Annotated in this window: 21 protein-coding genes; 10 read left to right on the top strand and 11 right to left on the bottom strand. The window is 32.1% G+C overall.

What is annotated here, in order from left to right:
• Positions 1–9: 9 nt before the first annotated feature.
• Positions 10–921, bottom strand: a complete 912-nt coding sequence (locus B8963_RS02740) for a YihY/virulence factor BrkB family protein (RefSeq protein WP_084059868.1) — start codon at positions 919–921, stop codon at positions 10–12.
• A 168-nt stretch (positions 922–1,089) separates the two neighbouring features.
• Between B8963_RS02740 and B8963_RS02735 the strand changes: the two genes are divergently transcribed.
• On the top strand, positions 1,090–1,722 hold the full coding sequence (locus B8963_RS02735; RefSeq protein ID WP_084059867.1) for a hypothetical protein: 633 nt from the start codon (positions 1,090–1,092) through the stop codon (positions 1,720–1,722).
• A gap of 40 nt (positions 1,723–1,762) precedes the next feature.
• Here the strand turns inward: B8963_RS02735 and B8963_RS02730 are convergent, their stop codons facing one another.
• Together B8963_RS02730 and B8963_RS02725 are read right to left on the bottom strand one after the other, a co-directional pair.
• Positions 1,763–3,364: a M56 family metallopeptidase gene (locus B8963_RS02730; RefSeq protein WP_084059866.1), complete on the bottom strand. Its 1,602-nt coding sequence runs from the start codon at positions 3,362–3,364 to the stop codon at positions 1,763–1,765.
• Complete coding sequence (locus B8963_RS02725) at positions 3,364–3,723, bottom strand: BlaI/MecI/CopY family transcriptional regulator (RefSeq protein ID WP_084059865.1); 360 nt, start codon at positions 3,721–3,723, stop codon at positions 3,364–3,366. The genes B8963_RS02730 and B8963_RS02725 overlap by 1 nt, the downstream gene beginning before the upstream one ends.
• Positions 3,724–4,639: 916 nt before the next feature.
• Between B8963_RS02725 and B8963_RS02720 the strand changes: the two genes are divergently transcribed.
• The 6 genes from B8963_RS02720 to rimK are packed head-to-tail and all read left to right on the top strand — an operon-like array spanning position 4,640 to position 10,450.
• Positions 4,640–6,040, top strand: coding sequence for a type III PLP-dependent enzyme domain-containing protein (locus tag B8963_RS02720; RefSeq protein ID WP_084059864.1), 1,401 nt, complete (start codon positions 4,640–4,642; stop codon positions 6,038–6,040).
• Positions 6,027–6,971 (top strand): agmatinase, encoded by a 945-nt coding sequence (gene speB / locus B8963_RS02715; RefSeq protein WP_084059863.1) that lies wholly within the window; start codon positions 6,027–6,029, stop codon positions 6,969–6,971. The genes B8963_RS02720 and speB overlap by 14 nt, the downstream gene beginning before the upstream one ends.
• On the top strand, positions 6,958–7,938 hold the full coding sequence (locus B8963_RS02710; RefSeq protein ID WP_084059862.1) for a deoxyhypusine synthase family protein: 981 nt from the start codon (positions 6,958–6,960) through the stop codon (positions 7,936–7,938). Before speB ends, B8963_RS02710 begins: the two co-directional genes overlap by 14 nt.
• A 4-nt stretch (positions 7,939–7,942) precedes the next feature.
• Complete coding sequence (locus B8963_RS02705) at positions 7,943–8,260, top strand: hypothetical protein (protein WP_084059861.1); 318 nt, start codon at positions 7,943–7,945, stop codon at positions 8,258–8,260.
• Positions 8,261–8,265: 5 nt separating this feature from the next.
• A complete protein-coding gene (locus B8963_RS02700) occupies positions 8,266–9,051 on the top strand; it encodes an RMD1 family protein (RefSeq protein WP_084059860.1) in 786 nt (261 codons plus the stop codon).
• Positions 9,052–9,067: 16 nt separating this feature from the next.
• Positions 9,068–10,450: a 30S ribosomal protein S6--L-glutamate ligase gene (gene rimK, locus B8963_RS02695; RefSeq protein ID WP_084059859.1), complete on the top strand. Its 1,383-nt coding sequence runs from the start codon at positions 9,068–9,070 to the stop codon at positions 10,448–10,450.
• Positions 10,451–10,503: 53 nt separating this feature from the next.
• On the opposite strand, the gene B8963_RS02690 is transcribed toward rimK, so the two are convergent.
• Positions 10,504–11,445 (bottom strand): NAD-dependent epimerase/dehydratase family protein, encoded by a 942-nt coding sequence (locus tag B8963_RS02690; RefSeq protein WP_084059858.1) that lies wholly within the window; start codon positions 11,443–11,445, stop codon positions 10,504–10,506.
• A 251-nt stretch (positions 11,446–11,696) separates the two neighbouring features.
• On the opposite strand from B8963_RS02690, the gene B8963_RS02685 reads away from it, so the two are divergent.
• Complete coding sequence (locus tag B8963_RS02685) at positions 11,697–12,191, top strand: hypothetical protein (protein WP_084059857.1); 495 nt, start codon at positions 11,697–11,699, stop codon at positions 12,189–12,191.
• On the top strand, positions 12,184–12,678 hold the full coding sequence (locus B8963_RS02680) for a nuclear transport factor 2 family protein (protein ID WP_084059856.1): 495 nt from the start codon (positions 12,184–12,186) through the stop codon (positions 12,676–12,678). The genes B8963_RS02685 and B8963_RS02680 overlap by 8 nt, the downstream gene beginning before the upstream one ends.
• A 54-nt stretch (positions 12,679–12,732) precedes the next feature.
• Here B8963_RS02680 and B8963_RS02675 read toward each other — a convergent pair whose 3' ends face one another.
• The 4 genes from B8963_RS02675 to B8963_RS02660 all read right to left on the bottom strand — a co-directional run bounded on the left by B8963_RS02675 (position 12,733) and on the right by B8963_RS02660 (position 17,209).
• Positions 12,733–13,467 carry a tetratricopeptide repeat protein gene (locus B8963_RS02675; protein WP_084059855.1) on the bottom strand — a complete coding sequence of 245 codons (735 nt, stop codon included), beginning with the start codon at positions 13,465–13,467 and terminating at the stop codon, positions 12,733–12,735.
• 168 nt (positions 13,468–13,635) lie between these two features.
• A complete protein-coding gene (locus tag B8963_RS02670) occupies positions 13,636–14,010 on the bottom strand; it encodes a hypothetical protein (protein WP_084059854.1) in 375 nt (124 codons plus the stop codon).
• A gap of 111 nt (positions 14,011–14,121) precedes the next feature.
• Entirely contained in the window at positions 14,122–14,931 is an 810-nt protein-coding gene (locus tag B8963_RS02665) for an NAD(P)H-binding protein (protein ID WP_084059853.1), read from the bottom strand.
• Complete coding sequence (locus B8963_RS02660; protein ID WP_084059852.1) at positions 14,924–17,209, bottom strand: M28 family peptidase; 2,286 nt, start codon at positions 17,207–17,209, stop codon at positions 14,924–14,926. Before B8963_RS02660 ends, B8963_RS02665 begins: the two co-directional genes overlap by 8 nt.
• 210 nt (positions 17,210–17,419) lie before the next feature.
• Here B8963_RS02660 and B8963_RS02655 point away from each other — a divergent pair, with 210 nt between their 5' ends.
• On the top strand, positions 17,420–17,881 hold the full coding sequence (locus B8963_RS02655; RefSeq protein WP_084059851.1) for a CBS domain-containing protein: 462 nt from the start codon (positions 17,420–17,422) through the stop codon (positions 17,879–17,881).
• A 54-nt stretch (positions 17,882–17,935) separates the two neighbouring features.
• Here the strand turns inward: B8963_RS02655 and B8963_RS02650 are convergent, their stop codons facing one another.
• The 3 genes from B8963_RS02650 to B8963_RS02640 are packed head-to-tail and all read right to left on the bottom strand — an operon-like array spanning position 17,936 to position 19,394.
• Entirely contained in the window at positions 17,936–18,286 is a 351-nt protein-coding gene (locus tag B8963_RS02650) for a hypothetical protein (RefSeq protein WP_084059850.1), read from the bottom strand.
• A gap of 2 nt (positions 18,287–18,288) precedes the next feature.
• Complete coding sequence (locus B8963_RS02645) at positions 18,289–18,777, bottom strand: DUF6265 family protein (RefSeq protein WP_084059849.1); 489 nt, start codon at positions 18,775–18,777, stop codon at positions 18,289–18,291.
• Between the two features lie 44 nt (positions 18,778–18,821).
• The gene (locus tag B8963_RS02640) at positions 18,822–19,394 is read right to left on the bottom strand and encodes a pentapeptide repeat-containing protein (protein ID WP_084059848.1); all 573 of its coding nucleotides are present in this window, start codon (positions 19,392–19,394) and stop codon (positions 18,822–18,824) included.
• Positions 19,395–19,396 lie beyond the last annotated feature (2 nt).

Raw genomic sequence — 19,396 nt, 5'->3', positions numbered from 1 at the left:
TTAATAGGTTTAACTTTTAGTACTATCGATGGTAGCTATTTTAGAAGGTTCAGTTCCAAATCCGTATTTTTTTGCATAGACAAAAGTGAATTCAGCTCCAAAAAATAAAATTAGGCATGAGTAAGAAACCCATAGCAATATTAAAACAATAGTACCTGCTGCGCCATAGGTTGATCCAGGATTTGCAGCGCCAAAGTATAGGCCTAATAATGATTTTCCAATTACAAAAAGTATAGCAGTTATCAGGGCGCCTTTCCAGACGGTCTTCCATTGAATTTTAGCATCGGGTAAATAGCGAAACATTAGCGCAAAAAGCACGGTAATTATTCCAATAGATAGCGTAAAATCTAATAAATAGGCAAAATACAGTAGTATGTCTGGGAGAACCTTTTTTATATAGTCGTTTAATGCGGAAATTCCTGCAGTTACCACAAAGCTCACAAGCAATAAAAAGCCTATCACCAGAATAAAAGCAAAACTTCGAGCACGATCAGTAACTAATTTCCAAAACGAAGCATTGGGATTGGGTTTAACTTTCCAAATTTCATTTAAAGAAATTTTTAATTGATAAAACACTCCAGTTGCCCCAAAAAGTAAGGTGGCGATTCCTACAATTGTCGATATTAAACTTTTTTCTTCATTTTGTGTTTCTGCAATAATTACTTGTATAGATTCGGCTGCATCACTGCCTAAAGCTGAGGAAATTTCATTGGTGAGTCTCCCTTGCACAATTTCTGCACCCCAAACTGCACCCACAATATTTATGATTATAACCAGTAATGCAGGAAGCGATAATACTGCATAGTAAGCCACAACGGCACTAAGCCGCCAAGGATTAGCTTCATCCCAAGCTTTATAGGTTTCTGTTATTAAAGAGGGCAGATCTTTAATGCTAAAATTTTTCTTTGGAACCAAGGTTATTGTCGTTTTAAAATATGAGGTGAAAGTATAGCAGTTGCCTAGAATATATTAACTGTATCGAAAAAATTACTTCTCCAAAGCGTATCGCTAGCTAAAAGTGATATTCATCATAGTGTAAAGGTTAAAGTAGTCGTAATTTTGAAGCGCTCCATCAAAAATTAAATTTTTATGAAAAAAATACTTTTGTTATTCATAGTGTTATTAGGTTTAAGTTGTAAATCTACCAAGTTAGTGGATAGTTATAAAAATCCGGATAATGTACTATTTACCGCCTATAAAGTACTCTTAGTTGGAATGACAGCTAATGAAGAGCATAAGGTTACGTTTGAATCTAAATTAAAAGAGGAATTCGATAAAAGAAATATCGAAGCTATGCGCAGTATAGATTTGTTCGATGTAAATTTTACAGCGGCAGCAAAGACCGATGATGAACTTGCAGCTGTGGAACGTCAATTATTAGATAAAGATTTTGATGCTATTTTGTTTGCTAAAGTTATAGGTTCTGAAAGCAAGCAAACTTTAAAAAAGAGTATTGCCGATTGGAATAATTATACAGGTAATTTTAGAGAAGATTATATTAGAAGTCAAAGTATTTACAATGAAACAGATTATGACTTGTTTAAAGTATACCATACCGAAACCACTATCTATTGTATTTGTGAAGGTAAAGAACGTTCGTTAGTTTGGCGCGGAAGCATAGACCTAATGGATCCAAGTGATATTAATAAGTCAATTGGCGAATATGTAAAACTTTTGGTGGGTACAATGGAAGAACAAGATATAATTTTCAGAAAAAAATAAGCCTCTAAAGAAATTAGAGGCTGTTTTAGATAAATTTGGATTATTTCTTTTTGGTGATTATTTCAATAACTCCATTTTGTGCTTTTGCGCCATATTTTGAGATGGCACTGGCATCTTTTAAAACATTTATGCTTGCTATGTTATCTGGGTCTACCGTATCTAAATTAAAACCCGGACTAGCTTCCTTGCCGTCAATAATAACTAAAGGATTTGGGTCGTTTTTCTCATTAATTTCAATCTCAATTTTTCCTCCTTTACCATTTTTGTTTTTATTGATATTGATTTTCTTTATGGTAGAAACATCAATGTTTTTAAATATAGAATCATTTTCAATATTATCGGAATCTATAGTTATGGTATTGGTGGTTACTGTTTGAAAAGAACTAGTACTTTCGGTTTCATTGGAATCCACATCTGTAGAGAACACAAAGCTATTCTGATCTTCAATAGAATTTTTTTTAAATCCAATAGCCTTTATGGTTTTGTCTTTATTCATAACAACAGAAAAGTTAAAGGGCTCTATTGGATCATCGCTTGCAATATTGTAGGTGCCACTTTGACCATTCTCACTTTTGTAAGTAGCTTTTATGGCAATAATTTCTCCTAGTTTATTGCGTTTAATTCTACTGAATTTTAAATCTACATCAGTTTTATCTAAAACGTACTTGGCATCTATGGTCAAATTTTCATCACTTGAATTTTTGTCTATACTAATTTCAATCTGACTAAGGTTTATTTGAAAGTCTTGATCAGTGCTTGTACTAGCGGTTTCCTTTACTTGAGCAATTGTTTTGGTATTAAAAAAGATTAAAAAAGCTGCCAATAAAGGCGTGATAAGTGCATACTTAATTAAATTAAACTGTTTTGATTTTGATTGATTTAACATGACGATTCGTTTTTTGATTAATGAATTAAAAAAAGGGTTTATAATAGTGGTTTTGGGCTGATATTGCCCAGATTGATGTAATAGTAAGTACTGATAATCTCTTTTGTTTTCTAATATTGCTACGCTGTTTTTATCAGCAATAAATTCTAAATTCTGTACAATATCTTTTTTATACCACCAGGCAAACGGATTAATCCATTGTACAATACACAGGAGATTTGCAATAATGCTATCAATAGAATGTTTTTGGTCAACGTGTACTTTTTCGTGTATTAATATGGCCTTAATAGCTGCATCATCATACATTTTTGGATTGTAAACAATAGTATTGAAAAAAGAAAACGGATTTACGGTTTCTGCTGTGGTTGCAATGGTATATTTTCCATCTTTCGCCATTTCGCATTTTCTTAATAGTCTTTTAAGGGAAATCAATTGTATAATAAACCTAAAGGTTAATAGGGTAACACCTAAGGTATAGATAACAATAAAGACCTGGAACCAATTTATAGATTCTTCAACAATAGGTGCACTATTAGACGCAATTAAAAAGTTGAGGTTTTGTGATGGCTGGGGCGCAACCAAAATTATTTTTTTTAGCTGAAAGAGAGGCAATAAAAAGGAGGTAAATACTCCAAATAAAAGAAAAACTCTATGATGCTGAAAAAAGGTTTCGCGTTTAAGAAAAATGCGAAAACATAACCAAAAAGCTACTAATAGTCCTGAGCTTTTTAAAAAATAGATAAAGAAATTTTCCATTATTTTTTATTTTCAATTCGGTCAATAATCTCTTTTAAATCGTCTACACTAATTTTTTCTTCAGCAGCAAAAAACGAAACCAAATTCTTATAAGAATTACTAAAATAATCTTCAATTGCCTGGTTCATAAAGCGTTTGCGGTAAACTTCTTTTGTGACAATAGGGTAATATTGGTGTGTATTGCCAAAAGCATGGTGTGCTACATATCCTTTTTCTTCTAGATTTCTAATCATAGTAGAAAGTGTATTGTAATGCGGTTTATCTTCTTTAAACTCTGCCAATACATCTTTTACAAAGGCTTGTTTTAAATCCCAAAGGATTATCATGACCTCTTCTTCTCTGTTCGTTAATTTTTTCATGATTTCAGCAACTGTTTCTGTTCATCAAATCAAAGTTAACTAAAAAAGTAGTTACAAAACTAAAAAAATAGTTAAATAACTAAAATAATAGTTTTGTAAAAAATTATAATATTGATATTCAATAGATTATAATTTTTAATGCCATTTTATTGTAGTAAATTAAAAATATAGTAGAGGAGTAAACTTAAATTAAGGAAGGAGAAAAAAATTTAATCGAATATTGTTTTGTTTACAGAAAAGCACCAATAAGCTTGCTAAGTAGGGTAACCAGTATAAAGAAACATAAGGTATAGATTATACTCAAAATAAGATATTTAACTTTTTTTATACGATCGGTTCCATTAGCCATTTCTTTTTGCATTTTAGATAGTGTTTTCAATAGTTCGTAGTAAAAGTAGTCATGCTTAGTATTTAAGAAATGCAATCGTGGTTTAATAACAGTTTTCTATAGATGAATTTTTCATTACTATCGATAAACAAAATAGCATATTTAAAGAGGTAGGAGAACATGTAGAATTTGGAATCTATTGACAGCAAATTTTATTTTCTAGAAAAAATGGTAAAATTTTATAAAAGCCTTGTTTTTTCAATTTTTTTGTTTTCATTTGTTCTATGAAACCAGTATAAAAAAACAACTGGAAATAAAGCTATTAGCTATTTAAAATGAGTAATTTTTTTTTGTTTGCTGCGTTGGATAGAAGGAATGTGGAGCCTATGAATGTCAATAGAAAAAAACGCCAAATCTATTTCTTTAACAGTAATAGATCTTCAATTGTGAAATCTCAGCACGATTACTTTTTTATTCCTACAACTGAAACTCAAATTATTATCTAGGGGATTGGATTAATTTTTTTCTCGAAAACCGTCAAGTTTTTAAAACCGTTTATTAGTTTTAACAAAAACAATCCATTATTCAATGAATACTAAATATATTAACTTAATTGATCAAACATATTATTTTCCACAAGAAGAATTTACCTTAAGTGGAGAAAACTTAAATTTTCATGGGATCCATTTAATGGATTTGGTAGAAAAATATGGTAGCCCGTTAAAGTTTACATATCTCCCTAAAATATCCGACAATATAAATAGAGCAAAAGAATGGTTTAAAATAGCTATGGAAAAGAATAACTATAAAGGTAAATACCATTACTGTTATTGTACAAAAAGTTCGCACTTTCAGCCTGTTTTAAACGAAGTTTTGAACAATCATGTTCATATAGAAACCTCTTCTGCTTACGATATAAATATTATAGAGAAGCTTAAAAAGAAAGGTAAAATTAAAGACGATACCTATGTAATTTGCAATGGCTTTAAACGAGATGAATATATAGATAATATTGGTCGTTTAATTAATGAAGGTCATAGAAATTGCATTCCAATTATTGATAATTACGAAGAAATAGACCTATTATCAGATGTTATTAATGATACGTTTAAAGTAGGTATACGTATTGCTTCAGAAGAAGAACCAAAATTTGAATTTTATACCTCTAGATTAGGAATAGGGTATAAAAATATTGTTCCGTTTTACGAAAATCAAATAAAAGATAACGACAAGGTAGAGCTAAAAATGCTTCACTTTTTTATCAATACTGGTATTCGTGATAACGCCTATTACTGGAACGAGCTTGTTAAATGTTTGAAGGTTTATATTCGTCTTAAAAAAATATGTCCTTCATTAGACAGTCTTAATATTGGTGGAGGCTTTCCTATAAAAAACTCCTTAGCATTTGATTATGATTATCAATATATGATTGACGAGATCATTAATCAAATTAATATTGCCTGCCAAGAGGCAGATGTTCCTGTGCCACATATTTTTACTGAATTTGGTAGCTTTACTGTAGGGGAAAGTGGAGGAGCTATTTACGAGATTTTATATCAGAAGCAACAAAACGATCGTGAAAAATGGAATATGATCGATTCATCTTTTATAACAACACTACCAGATACCTGGGCAATAAATAAACGATTTGTTATGTTACCTATAAATCGTTGGGAAGATGAGTACGAACGTGTTTTATTAGGTGGTTTAACTTGTGATAGTGATGATTATTATAATAGCGAGCAAAACATGAACGCTATTTATTTGCCAAAATACAGAAGAGATAAGCCGTTGTTTATAGGCTTTTTTAATACAGGAGCGTATCAAGAATCTATTGGAGGGTATGGAGGTTTGCAGCATTGTTTAATTCCGCAGCCAAAACATATTTTAATAGACCGAGATGCTAAAGGGAATATAAAAACTAAATTATTTAACGAACAACAAAAGGCAGAAGATCTGCTAAAAATTTTAGGCTATGACGACAACTAGCAATTTCGCGGGAATACCAGATAAATTTGCGCAATTGGAAACGGCAAAGGTAGTTTTAATACCAGTGCCTTATGATGGAACAAGTACATGGGGAAAAGGAGCCGATAAAGGCCCGCAAGCTTTTTTAAATGCTTGTGAAAACATGGAAACCTATGATATTGAAACAGACACTGAGGTTTATCAACAAGGTATTTATATTGCTAATGCCATAACAGAAAAGAGCTCACCAGAAGCAGTAGTAAAAGCTGTACATGCTACCACAAAAGATTTTATAAAGCGAAATAAATTTGTGACGCTTTTTGGCGGAGAACACTCCATTTCTATTGGATCTATTAGAGCATTTAATGAATGCTTCGATAATCTAACTGTTTTACATATTGATGCTCATGCGGATCTCCGTGATTCGTATAATGGCAGCAAGTTTAATCACGCCTGTGCAGTTCATGAAGCTAGCCAAACAACCAATTTAATACAAGTGGGTATTAGAAGTATGGATGTTATTGAGAAAACCTATATGGATGAAGAAAAAACTTTCTTCGCCCACGATATGGTAAGTGATGAATATTGGATGGATAAGGTAATTGAACTTATGTCTGACAATGTTTTTATTACCTTTGATCTTGATGCATTGGACCCTAGTATTATGCCAGCAACAGGAACCCCTGAGCCAGGAGGTTTGTTTTGGTACGAAACACTAGAATTTTTAAAGCAAGTTTTTGAAGAAAAAAATGTAGTTGGGTTTGATATTGTAGAACTATGCCCAAATGAAAATGATAAGACATCAGATTTTCTTGCTGCAAAATTATATTATAAAATGTTAAGCTATAAATTTATGAATGAAGCTGCTGAAGACTCATACGATAATACGTATGATGTTGATTATAAAGCAGGATCATCCAATAACTCAAAATTCGAAGATGACGAAGACTAAAGGACCAATTTCTAATTTTATTGAAAAAAACTATTTGCATTTTAATGCGGCTGCATTGGTCGATGCTGCAAAAGGGTACGAAACTCATTTGCTAGAAAATGGAAAAATGCTAGTTTCTCTTGCAGGCGCTATGAGTACTGCAGAATTAGGAAAATCGTTAGCAGAAATGATTCGCCAAGATAAAATTCATATTATTTCTTGTACTGGAGCAAATCTTGAAGAAGATATCATGAATTTGGTAGCACACAATTCCTATAAGCGCGTACCTAATTACAGAGATTTATCACCACAAGAAGAATGGGATTTATTAGAAAACCATTACAACCGTGTAACGGATACTTGTATTCCAGAAGAGGAAGCTTTCAGAAGATTACAATCACATTTATACGATATTTGGAATAAAGCAGACAAAGCTGGAGAGCGTTATTTTCCGCACGAGTTTATGTATCAAATGTTAAATTCAGGTGTTTTGGAACAATATTATGAAATAGATCCTAAAGATTCTTGGATGATTGCAGCAGCTGAAAAAAACCTACCAATAGTGGTTCCAGGTTGGGAAGACAGCACTATGGGAAATATTTTTGCTTCCTACTGTATTAAAGGAGAATTTAAAGCATCAACCACCAAAAGTGGAATTGAGTATATGATGTGGTTGGCAGATTGGTATCCAAAAAACTCAGGAGGTAAAGGTCTAGGTTTTTTCCAAATAGGAGGAGGAATTGCTGGAGATTTTCCAATTTGTGTAGTGCCAATGCTTTATCAAGACATGGAGATGCATGATATTCCTTTTTGGAGTTATTTTTGCCAAATAAGTGATTCTACCACAAGTTATGGTTCTTATTCAGGAGCAGTGCCTAATGAGAAAATAACATGGGGAAAGTTAGATATACATACCCCGAAATTTATAATTGAAAGTGATGCTACGATTGTAGCTCCATTAATTTTTGCATACTTATTAGACCAATAGTTTTATGGACAATTTAAAAAGAGTTATTGTTGATTTTAAAAAACTTACACCAGAAGTTTTAAAACTTTTGGTTGAGAAATACCCAGATGGGTATGATGATTTAAACATCATATCATTTAAAAATGCACAAGGTGAGCGTATTGAAGCGGTTGAGGTAACTACTGAAGACACCAAGTATTTGGTGAAAATTAGTGCCAAATTGGAAACAACCATGGCTAATTACGACGAGGATGATTATGAAGATTTTGATGATGATGATCCAGATGCAATAGTAGATCCAGACATTATCCCTGAGGATGGTGATATGGATGACGAAGATTAGATGAAATGGTGTTTGAGGTCGTTGCTTTTCAGATAGCAGGTACGTTAGATATTAGGCAATGTAGAAATTTATTGCCTATAAAGGTTTTATTTGCCAGTAGCGACGAACTTTATCTGAAAAGCGGCCCTCAAAAATTTGTGTATATTTTCCAATATGGAATGGTTTCATTTTTTAATCATAATGAAACCGAAATGCACAATATTTTGCAAAAATTAGATCCTGTTACTAGTAAACAGACGCAAGCCGAACTTTCGGAAAAAATCCAAGTAGAAATACTTACAGATCAAAGAAAAGTAAGTTTTAATAAAGTAATCTTACCAGATTTTGATAAAGAAGCCATAAGAATGGTAATGCTAAATGCCTCTCAATCCGTAGCGCTAGATCGCTATTCTTATGTTACAGAGCAACTTTTAGAAGAAACCAATGAGCATACTAAGTATTTAGAACAACATGGTAAGCTAGATATTGGAGGAAATAAACTAAAACGTTTTATTGGTCGTGTTTTAAATATAAAAAATCAAATTTCAGAGAATCTCTATATTTTTGATGAACCAGATATTACTTGGGACGATGAAAATTTAAACAAGCTAAATCTTGAATTAAAGCAAACTTTCGATTTAAAAAATAGATATCGCAACATCTATGAACGAATCGAAATTATTAAAGAAAATTTAAGTTTGTTTAAAGATATCATGGAGCACCGAGAAAGTAGCAGATTAGAATGGATAATCATTATTCTAATTTTGGTTGAAGTTGTAGATCTTTTTGTTTTACGACTTTTTAAATTATAATTAAATTAAAAATACATTGGAAGAATTAACAGTAATAGGTAGTGAGGAGTGGTGCGTATTTGAAACCTTAGGTATTCCTGCCATAAAAGCAAGAGTAGATTCAGGCGCAAAAACATCATCTATACAAGCCACAAACATGAAGGTTTTTGTTCGTGGCGCAAAAGAATGGGTAAAGTTCGAGGTAAATCCAATACAAGACAATAGAAGTATCGCCATTGAGTGCGAGGCTAAACTCGTAGATAGGAGAACCGTGAAAAGTTCATCTGGTATATCGGAAGAACGTTATGTTATAAAAGCACCAGTTACTTTAGGTAATCAAACTTTTGAAATTGAGTTGACTTTAGCAAATAGGGATACTATGGAGTTTCGAATGCTTTTAGGGCGAGAAGCTTTAAATAATAGATACATAGTTAATCCTGCAAAAAACTATATAGTTCAAGACTTTAGTACTATTGAGATTACAGGAAAATATTCCACTCATTTTAAAGAAAAAACGGGACTAAAAATTGCAATTCTTGCTAGTAATCCAGAATTATATAGCAACAAAAGGTTAATGGAGGCTGGTGAAGCTAGAGGTCATGAGATGGTGTTTTTAAATGTGGAACATGCCTATATGAAATTAGATGCTAATTCACCAGAAATACGCTATCGTGGAGGAAATATTTTAAATGAGTTTGATGCCATCATTCCAAGAATTAAGCCTGCGGTTACCTTTTATGGGTGTGCACTAATTCGTCAATTTGATAATTTGGGGGTGTATTGTTTAAATTCTGCGGAAGCAATTACACAGTCTAGAGATAAACTTTTTGCATCGCAATTATTCTCTAAAAATGATATTCATATTCCTATAACTGGGTTTGCAAAATCGCCAATGGATACCAAAGATCTTATTCGAATGGTTAATGGTGCGCCGCTAATTATAAAACTTTTAGAAAGTACACAAGGTAAAGGTGTTGTTTTGGCAGAAACAAATAAAGCTGCGGAGAGTGTAATAAATGCTTTTAAAAGCGTGCAAACTAATATTTTAGTCCAAGAGTTCATTAAAGAAGCAAACGGTCAGGATATTCGTTGTTTTGTAGTAAACGGAAAAGTAATAGCTTCTATGCAGCGCCAAGCTGAAAAAGGAGAGTTTAGAGCTAATCTTCATCAAGGTGGAAAAGCTTCGGTTATTAAAATTACCCAAGAGGAGAAAAAATTGGCACTAAAGGCGGCTAAGGTTTTAAATTTGGCGGTTGCAGGTGTCGATATTATTAGATCTAATAAGGGACCTTTGTTGTTAGAAGTTAATTCTTCACCAGGGCTAGAAGGAATAGAAAATGCGACCGGGAAAGATATTGCAAACAGCATGATTATGGCCATTGAGAACAAAATAAAATTTAAAAATGCACTTATTAATTAGGTGCTATAGTAGATAAACAAAAAACCCTTTGAAATTTTCAAAGGGTTTTTTGTTTATGATCTTAATTGTTTTAGCATCTCTTTGGTGGTTTTATCCAGATCAAATTTCGGTTTCCAGCCCCAATCCTTTTGTGCATCAGCATCATTTATACTCGATGGCCAAGAATCGGCAATGTGTTGCCTAAAATCTGGTTCATAGCTTATTTCAAATTCTGGTATGTGCTTTCGAATACTATTGGCAATTTCAGCAGGATCAAAACTCATAGCAGCTAAATTATAAGATGACCTAATTTTTATTTGCTCTGGTTTAGAATCCATAATATCAATGGTTGCTCTAATGGCATCATCCATAAACATCATGGGTAGTACGGTATCTTCTTTTAAAAAACAGTTGTATTTTTTATCCGATAATGCTTTGTGATAAATTTCAACAGCGTAGTCGGTAGTGCCTCCACCAGGTAATGTTTTCCAACTAATTAATCCAGGATAACGAACGCTTCTTACATCAACTCCATATTTTTTAAAGTAATACTCACACCAGCGCTCACCAGATTGTTTGCTTATGCCATATACGGTACTAGGTTCCATAATTGTGTTCTGCTCCGTATTTATTTTTGGCGTATTCGGACCAAAAACTGCTATAGAAGAAGGCCAGAATATTTTACTTATCTTCTTTTCTTTTGCAAGGTTTAAAACATTGAAAAGGGAATTCATATTAAGGTTCCAAGCACGCATAGGAAATTTCTCTGCGGTTGCGCTAAGCATTGCCGCCATTAAATACACTTCATCTATTTCATAATGCATTACTACATCTTCAATCGCTTCATAATTTGTTGCGTCTAATAGTTCAAAAGGTCCAGATGCCATAAGTTCAGAATTACCTTCACGTATATCACTTGCGATAACGCTATCCTTACCATATTTGTCTCTTAAAGCTAAAGTTAATTCGGTTCCTATTTGCCCACACGCTCCAATTATTAAAATAGATTTATGCATTAGTTTTAATTTGTTGTATTACAATATTTGCGTCTAATTATTGGTGCAAAAATCGGGAGAATTTTTAGAATTATTTTAATTCGTTTTAAGTATTTTTTAATTAAGATGGCGATTTATTAAATATTAACTAAAAAATGTCTTTAAAATGGGCAAGTATTTGGATGATTCGCAACTAGCTTTTACATTGTAATAAAAAGATTGCTTTGCGTTTGAGCAGCTCCACGAACTACTAAAATTTGTACCTTAGCTTTATGAAGAAAAATTTTGTTATCGCACTTCTCCTTTTGGGATTTTTGGCTTGCGGAGAAAAAAAAGTTGAAGAAGTAAAGGAAGATCCAGCACTGGCTTTGGTAGATTTAAAAAAACTTCCTAAAATGGTAGAACCTAGTTTTGAAGCAATGGAAGTGCTTAAAAATTGGACAGAATATAATGCTCTTAACTCAGCCGTAAAAAAAATATATACTACTGAAACTAAAGAGGATCTGGTAGTAGTGCTTGAAGATTTAATAGAAAAGCAAAAATTATTGGAAGCCTCTGCATATCCTGAGGTTTTTGATAAGCCAGCTATAAAAAGTAGACAAAAAGTATTTAAAACGTATTTACTTAAAATTAAATCTAACTTAGTTTACGACATTAACCCAAGAGTTGCTGTAATTGAAATGGTGAAAGCCTATAGTGCATTAAATAATCAATTTTCAATTGTAATTTCGAGTACCATAGACCCTAAAATTTTGTTTGATGAATAAACTGATAATAACTGTTGTTTGCCTTTTCACTTTCATTTGCCATGGGCAAGATGCTAAGTCAAATATAGAATTGGTGTTGAATAATTGGCATAAAGCTGCTGCGGAAGCAGAGTTTGATACCTATTTTGATCTAATGACTAAAGATGGTGTTTTTATTGGAACTGATGCCACAGAGAATTGGCAAAATCAAGCCTTTAAAGATTTTTCAAAACCTTATTTCGATGCCGGTAAGGCCTGGAATTTTAAACCATTGGAGCGTAATATATATGTAAATGAAGCCGGTGATTTTGCTTGGTTTGATGAATTACTAGATACACAGATGAAAATTTGCCGTGGATCTGGAGTATTAAAGAAGATAAATGGAGATTGGAAAATAGCCCATTATGTCTTGTCCATTGCGGTGCCTAATGAGCATGTAGATGCACTAGTTTTGCTGAAAAAGGAAAAGGATAGTTTGCTTACGCAGCAGTTGAAAGCTAAGAATTAATAAAAGTATTGGAATAAAAAAGGGAGCATTGCTCCCTTTTTTATTTTGTAGTACTTATTGCTTTTTCTTCTTACCAGTAGTTGGCGCTACTTCTTTGGCTTCGGCAGCAGGAGGATTTTTTCTTGCCTCTAATGCTTGCTTGCTTAAACTAGCTAAGTTAAAATTTGGATCTAATTGTAACGCTTCATTAATAGAGGCCAATGCAATATCTATATTATCTTTATTAAGATTATAAGACACCAAACCTTTTAAATGTAAAAATGCTGCTTTTAAAGGCACCTCATACGGTTGCTGGCGTTCGTAAAATGCATATTTCATATCATCGGTGGCATTAGCAATTCCGTAATCTATATTTATTAATGCACCATTAGGCTCACCAGTTTGAATTTTTAAATCGGCTAGTTCATATGCCAAATACGGATTTTGATGTCTGCTATAGAGCACTTCAAATTGTTCTAATGCCCTTTTTGGTTGGTTTAATGCTTTTAAAGAAATTGCTTTAACTTGTACAGCTAGATCAGAGTCAGTATCATTTTTTTCAATACCAATCGTGTTTAAAGCCTGCATATGTTGATTGTCGTTAGCATATACATAAGCAAGAGTGTCTCTACGCTCTGTGGATGGCGAAAGTACATTTAAATGTGTTAGCGCATTAATAATGCCAATTACATCTCCTTGCACGCGCATTTCATTATAAAAGGCTTCATAGTGCTTTTGTAGTTCTGTTTTAGTTTGAGCGGTTCCAATAAAACTTACACTTATTATTAGAGCAAATACTATTTTTTTCATTTTACTTCTGGTTATTTTTTTGGATTGCTAAACTATAAAATTTATTCGTAGCATGCTGTTAAGGAAATCATTAAAACATTGATATTCATTTGAAGAAGAATTTACTCAAGATAGGAAATGAAAAAAGATGCTATAGAGCATCTTTTTTATAAATAATTGATTTAAAAATTAAACAGCCATAAGCGTTACGTCTTTATTTGCATAAGAACGTAATAGACTGGCATAAAATGCTATACTCTTATTGTCACTCTCTATAGAAGCTTTTAAAAAATCTTTAAGATTTTTAAATAATAAGTTGGTATGTAAGGTTGGAAGATACGTGTTAATCCGTTTAGGATTGTAATGGTTATCATCCAAAATAATTTCCATTTCTACCCGTTTTCGATGGTAATCAATGGATACATCAGAAGCGTTGTAGTATTTTTTTAAAATTGCTACATGTAGGTTTTTAAACTTCTGTGGAACGTTACGATTTGGACAACTTCGCGAAATAAGAGCTTCAAATTCTGAAATTACTCTACTTTTTAAACTTGAATTTTCCATGTTAATCGATTTAAAATTATATCTTAAAGTTATAATTTAATCGATGAAATGCACGGAGTATTAACAGTTTAGGCGGTTATTTGTTGTGAAATAAGGGAAATTTGTTGTAAGTCAATTCTCAATTGATGTAAGAAAATTGAAATTTTTAACATTTAAAAGGTATTCAGGTGTAATAATTTTGCCATTTATTGTTGAATCTTCAATATAAACGGGTGGTTTTAAGTCTCTTAATATTGCCTCTCTTTTATAATACTCCTTTTTAGTGGGGTGTTTTGGATAAACGCCATTAATTATTACGTTACATGTACCCTCTTTCAATATCAGCTCTATAATTCTAATACAGTCATTTCTGTGGATTAAATTTACCGGCATATTCCCATTATGTAAATTATCTTTTTTCGAAAGCATAGTTACTGGATGCCTGTCTTCACTAATTAATCCTCCAAACCTAATTATAGTGGTTTGCAGTAAAGGGTCGTTTTTAAATATGTTTTCTGATGCTAAAAGTTGTTTTCCAGATGCTGTAGTGGGCGATGGAATAGTTTTTTCTGTTACTTCACCATCAATATCTCCATATACCGAGGTACTACTTACAAATACAATATTTTTTACTTCTGATTTTTTTATGGCAAAGTAAAGTACTTGCATTTTTGCAACGTAATTTTCTGAATTGGTTCCACGAAGTTTTGGTGGTACATTTAAGACTAAAGTTTTTACCCCGTTTAAAAAATTGGTTATGTCTCCCTCGATACTGTTTTCCGATAGCGAAATTAGATAAGGTGCAATACCAGCATTATTTAAAATACTCAGTTTATTTTCCGCTGTTGTGCTGCCTTTTACATTAAAACCATCAAGAACCAAAGCTTCAGCTAGAGGTAGGCCTAGCCAACCACAGCCAATAATACCAATATAATTATTCAAAACGTATTGTTTTAGTAATTACAACTGCATCATTTAAAACAAAAGGCATAGGAATAGTAGTATTTGGTCTTTCTGGTACAGTAAACTGTTCATTAACTAGTAAATCATTAGATGCTTCATAGATAGTTAATTGTAGTTTTTCGTGTTGCGGAATTACTAAATCTAATTCGGTATAATCATTATCAGATATATAATGGGTGATCAGTTTTCCATTTTTTCTGTTTTTTAAAAAGAATTCTGAAAGCTCCAAAGAATTTATAGTTGCTTTACTTATGATTGCATTATTTGTAAAAACATCTAGTCGATTAACATTTCGTTGTGGTGTAATGCATATTTGAAGATGGCGCTCGTTGTTAATAATGGTATCTTTTGTTTGCTGAATCTTTGGCGATGCAAGGTTTTTTAATGGGGCATCGGCTACGTATGTAAATCCAGAATTGTATTTACTGCTAATGGTATTTTCGTTAAGTGCTTTTGGTGCTTTTTTATTAGCTCCAATAAATTGGGAAGTCCAATTGGATAATACCTTTTCATAAGTTGCCCATTCAGCGGTATTCGTATCAGTGTTTAAAACATACAATAAGCTAGTAGGTTTTGCATTGTATTCATTAAAGCTTGAATTAAAATGTGCAACGAGCATGCTAATAATGAACATGACAAAAGTTAAAAAAGACAAGTATTTTTTGTTTCTGAAATAGCCGAAAATTGGTAACAAAAGCATAAAAACTAAAGTACTCAACACTGTAGATGCCACCATCATTTTTAAACCTAATCCTACAGGAAACATTTTAATAAATGGCGTGAAAATCCATAATGCTGGTAAGGCTAGAAAAACTAGTAGTAATGCATTTGGTTTATCTTGATTTATAGCTACCATAAAAGAGGCCAATAAGGCAAAAACTGGAATAATAAAAAAGTTGGCGCCAGGTAAATAGACTGTTATCGCGCCACAGAGAATTAACCAAATAATAATGGGAGCCACTAAAAGATTAGCGGTTTTTATGGCTTTAAACTTTGAATACGTATAAAAACAAACGGAAACCGAAAAAAGTACAAAAGCCAAAATATAGGTGTAGCCATTATACGTAAATCCGTGTAAAATATCTTGATATTCTGGATAGATCCATTTTAATACATTCCAGCTGAAATAACCCACCACTCCATTAATTATTAGTATTATAAAAACAGGTAAAAAACTCTTTAAACTATCTTTTAGGTTTAATGAACTCTTTTTAAAACCAAATATTAGTAATGCAATAAATAGTATAACAGCTAACACAAATAACGGCCAAACCCATTCAAAAGGATAAGAAACAAGTTTAAAAAAAGGCACATTAAAATAATTATAATCATCTAGACTTTTTAAATTAGTTAAATCTGAATTACTAAAATACTTAAGCAAAGGCATAAGATAACTGCCTTGATGGGCTAACGTGTTTTTATCGAGTCTTTTGTAATTATCACGAACCGTATGATAATCGAAATGATCGTCTATAAATGCAAAGTTTAGACCTTCTATATCAGCATCTTCTCTAAACACGGTTAAATCTGTGTCATTTGGTAGCATTTTGTAGATGCTATACACCAAGGAGTTGGCCACAGGATAATCAGGATTTGCTTTAGTAAACTCTTTGATTAAATTGCCATTTCCTCTATTGGTTTCAATGAGCATATACGATGGTCCGCCACTTCCACGCGCTTCAAAATTTAGTACTAATCCTACATCTTGAATCCACGGATGTTTATTTACAAAAAGATCTGCACCATTAAGCCCTAATTCTTCAGCGTCTGAAATAAGGATTATAATATCATTTTTTGGCGTTTTATTTTCTGTCAAAAAGGCTCTAACGCCTTCTAAGATGGTTGCAACTCCACTAGCAGCATCACTGGCACCTAATGATGAATGTGGATTGCTATCATAGTGCGAAAGTAGCAGTAAAGCTTTTCCATTATCCAAACCCTTAATTCGCGCTAAAATATTAGTGGCTTTGCTATAATTAGCCCAATCGCCAACTGTGTATCCTTCTTGCAGTGAAGTTTCCAATCCCATTTTCTCAAGTTCAGATACAATATATTGTCTCACTTCTGAATGAGCAGAAAACCCTACTGCATGAGGTTTTTTCGACATATTTTTTACATGCACCAAAGCTCTGTCTGTAGAAAAATTAGATTGGGGAATAGTAGTATCCACCGAGTAACTAGGCATAGATAATTTAAACACTAAATAAATCGATAATATTATAAGAAGAATGGATAGGGTAGCTGTGCTGTTTTTCATTTGTTCGGGCCTATTTGGTTATGCGTAGTTACTTTTTTATAAAAGTATAAAAATCTAACCGGATAATTATCGGTATATAATTCAATTAATTTATCACAATTAGTCACTTAAATTCTTAAAGCACTGATAATTATATCGAAATTATCAAACAAATTTGAGGTTTTCTTAAAAATAATGCTATCTTTAAAATCAACCTAAAAATTAAAATATATGGGAATCAAAAGTTTTCAAGGAGCACGTAAAGTTGTAAAAAAGGAATTTGATGCACCCATTTTGGTCGAAGATTACATGACCAAAAAGCTCGTTTCTTTTAAGCCAGACCAGTCCATTTTAGAAGTTATGGAACTTTTTACAAAATATAATATTTCTGGTGGTCCAGTTTTAGATGATAACGGATTTTTAGTAGGAATTATATCGGAAGCAGATTGTATGAAGACTATTTCTGAAAGCAGATATTTTAATCAACCTATTTTAGAAAAAAGAGTAGATAATTATATGACTAAAAATGTGGAAACAATTTCTAATGATATAAGCATTTTTGATGCTGCTGGGATTTTCCATAAAAATAACCGACGCAGATTACCTGTATTGAAAAATGGATTATTAGTGGGGCAAATAAGTCGTAAAGATATTGTGGTTGCTGCATTAAAGCTTAGTGGCCAAAATTGGTAAAAAATTTATTAAAGCCTTTTATAAAATTTAAACCTTGCTAATTGCAAGGTTTTTTTATTCTCTTTTTACAATCATATAATAGTCATTGTCTAAGGGCAAATAACCTAAATCGTACACGAAAAAATACATGGTGCCTTTTTTAGTGGTATAAATACTTGTGAAATTTTCAAAATCAAAACCCTTGTCTAGAAGTTTATATCTGGTAGTTTTTGTTTTGCCATCTGTTAAAGGAAAACTTTCTAGAATTCGGTAATTCTTACGCAAGCGGTTATTAACATTCCGGATTAAATTTTTATTGTCTTTATTAATTTTGTTATTAAAGGCATTGCGACAGTAATCGGAACAGAATTTTTTATCTATACGTCCAATAATTTTGGCGCCACATTCGGGGCATTTTTTATCCAAGGTTATTGTTTTTTAAAGTTGAACTCCATTTCCTGTGCAGTACCTTCATTATTTGACACTAAAACATAGGCCGTAAGCTCCGTGTCACTTTTACGCTCATACGTTAACCCACTAAAATAAAGTTTGTTTTTATCTTTTTTTACTAATTTAAAATCTTCTGTTTCGTCTTTTTCTTCCCAGCCTTTTAAATTGCCACTAAAATGCTTTAATTGCAATTTAATGGTACCAGCTTCTTCAATAATATGACCAATTTCATAAAAATCTACTTTACCATCTATGACCAATCTAAAGGAGAATAGCATAGAATTTCCATTTCCTTCGGTCCATATTTCCTCTGTAGTACCACCAAAATCTTGGCCAATCCAATGTCCAGTCATAAAACTGGCATCTGCAAGAGTGGCACTTGGTGATTTTTCGTTTTCAGCAAGTTGCAAGGTGTTTTGAGCGGTACTTACTATGGTAAACAATAAAAAAATGAGTGTAGACTTCATATTTTTTCTAGTTAAGATTCTAATATACAAATAATTAAAATAATTTATTTAATAACTAACTTATACTGGCAGAGCAAGCCTGCTAAATTTTCTTTGGAAAACTTCGCTTTCTGAATTTTATTTTCTTCAGGATTTATGGTGAAATTGTAGGAAGTGCTAAAATCAGCTTTTTCCAAATTTGTGCTATTAAAAAAGGCATTTTCCAAATCACAGTCGGTAAAAATTGCTTCAGACAAATCCGCTTCAGTAAATTCTACTTTAATCATTTTACAAGAATTAAAATGAATCTTCTTTAGTTTCATTTGATAAAAAGAAGAAAAATTAAGGATGCACTTTTCAAAATTAAAGGATAGTAAAAAGGGATTACAACTTTGGAAATTAACACCTAGAATTTTACAGTTTTTAAACTCGGTTTCTTTAATAGTTGCTTCGGAAAAATTAGCGTTACTTAAATCACAATCTATAAAGATACATTCTGAAAAGGTGGTATTCGTTATGTCCGAATGGGAAAATTGACAGGTATCAAAAATACAATTTTCATATTCTGCTTTAGGTAACCTAATTTTGGTATAGTCTTGACCTTTAAAGGTTTTATCAAAAACTAAAGATTCATTCATTT

Source organism: Cellulophaga tyrosinoxydans (assembly GCF_900176415.1).
GTDB classification, from domain to species: domain Bacteria; phylum Bacteroidota; class Bacteroidia; order Flavobacteriales; family Flavobacteriaceae; genus Cellulophaga; species Cellulophaga tyrosinoxydans.
The sequence above is the reverse complement of the archived record's forward strand: the minus strand, read 5'-3'. Positions and strand labels throughout refer to the sequence as shown.

Bases quoted from the DNA above. Each gene is read 5' to 3' on its own strand.
- B8963_RS02735 (WP_084059867.1), top strand. From the start codon at position 1,090: ATGAAAAAAATACTTTTGTTATTCATAGTGTTATTAGGTTTAAGTTGT.
- B8963_RS02730 (WP_084059866.1), bottom strand. From the start codon at position 3,364: ATGGAAAATTTCTTTATCTATTTTTTAAAAAGCTCAGGACTATTAGTA.
- B8963_RS02725 (WP_084059865.1), bottom strand. From the start codon at position 3,723: ATGAAAAAATTAACGAACAGAGAAGAAGAGGTCATGATAATCCTTTGG.
- B8963_RS02720 (WP_084059864.1), top strand. From the start codon at position 4,640: ATGAATACTAAATATATTAACTTAATTGATCAAACATATTATTTTCCA.
- speB (WP_084059863.1), top strand. From the start codon at position 6,027: ATGACGACAACTAGCAATTTCGCGGGAATACCAGATAAATTTGCGCAA.
- B8963_RS02710 (WP_084059862.1), top strand. From the start codon at position 6,958: ATGACGAAGACTAAAGGACCAATTTCTAATTTTATTGAAAAAAACTAT.
- B8963_RS02705 (WP_084059861.1), top strand. From the start codon at position 7,943: ATGGACAATTTAAAAAGAGTTATTGTTGATTTTAAAAAACTTACACCA.
- B8963_RS02700 (WP_084059860.1), top strand. From the start codon at position 8,266: ATGGTGTTTGAGGTCGTTGCTTTTCAGATAGCAGGTACGTTAGATATT.
- B8963_RS02690 (WP_084059858.1), bottom strand. From the start codon at position 11,445: ATGCATAAATCTATTTTAATAATTGGAGCGTGTGGGCAAATAGGAACC.
- B8963_RS02685 (WP_084059857.1), top strand. From the start codon at position 11,697: ATGAAGAAAAATTTTGTTATCGCACTTCTCCTTTTGGGATTTTTGGCT.
- B8963_RS02680 (WP_084059856.1), top strand. From the start codon at position 12,184: ATGAATAAACTGATAATAACTGTTGTTTGCCTTTTCACTTTCATTTGC.
- B8963_RS02675 (WP_084059855.1), bottom strand. From the start codon at position 13,467: ATGAAAAAAATAGTATTTGCTCTAATAATAAGTGTAAGTTTTATTGGA.
- B8963_RS02670 (WP_084059854.1), bottom strand. From the start codon at position 14,010: ATGGAAAATTCAAGTTTAAAAAGTAGAGTAATTTCAGAATTTGAAGCT.
- B8963_RS02660 (WP_084059852.1), bottom strand. From the start codon at position 17,209: ATGAAAAACAGCACAGCTACCCTATCCATTCTTCTTATAATATTATCG.
- B8963_RS02655 (WP_084059851.1), top strand. From the start codon at position 17,420: ATGGGAATCAAAAGTTTTCAAGGAGCACGTAAAGTTGTAAAAAAGGAA.
- B8963_RS02645 (WP_084059849.1), bottom strand. From the start codon at position 18,777: ATGAAGTCTACACTCATTTTTTTATTGTTTACCATAGTAAGTACCGCT.
- B8963_RS02640 (WP_084059848.1), bottom strand. From the start codon at position 19,394: ATGAATGAATCTTTAGTTTTTGATAAAACCTTTAAAGGTCAAGACTAT.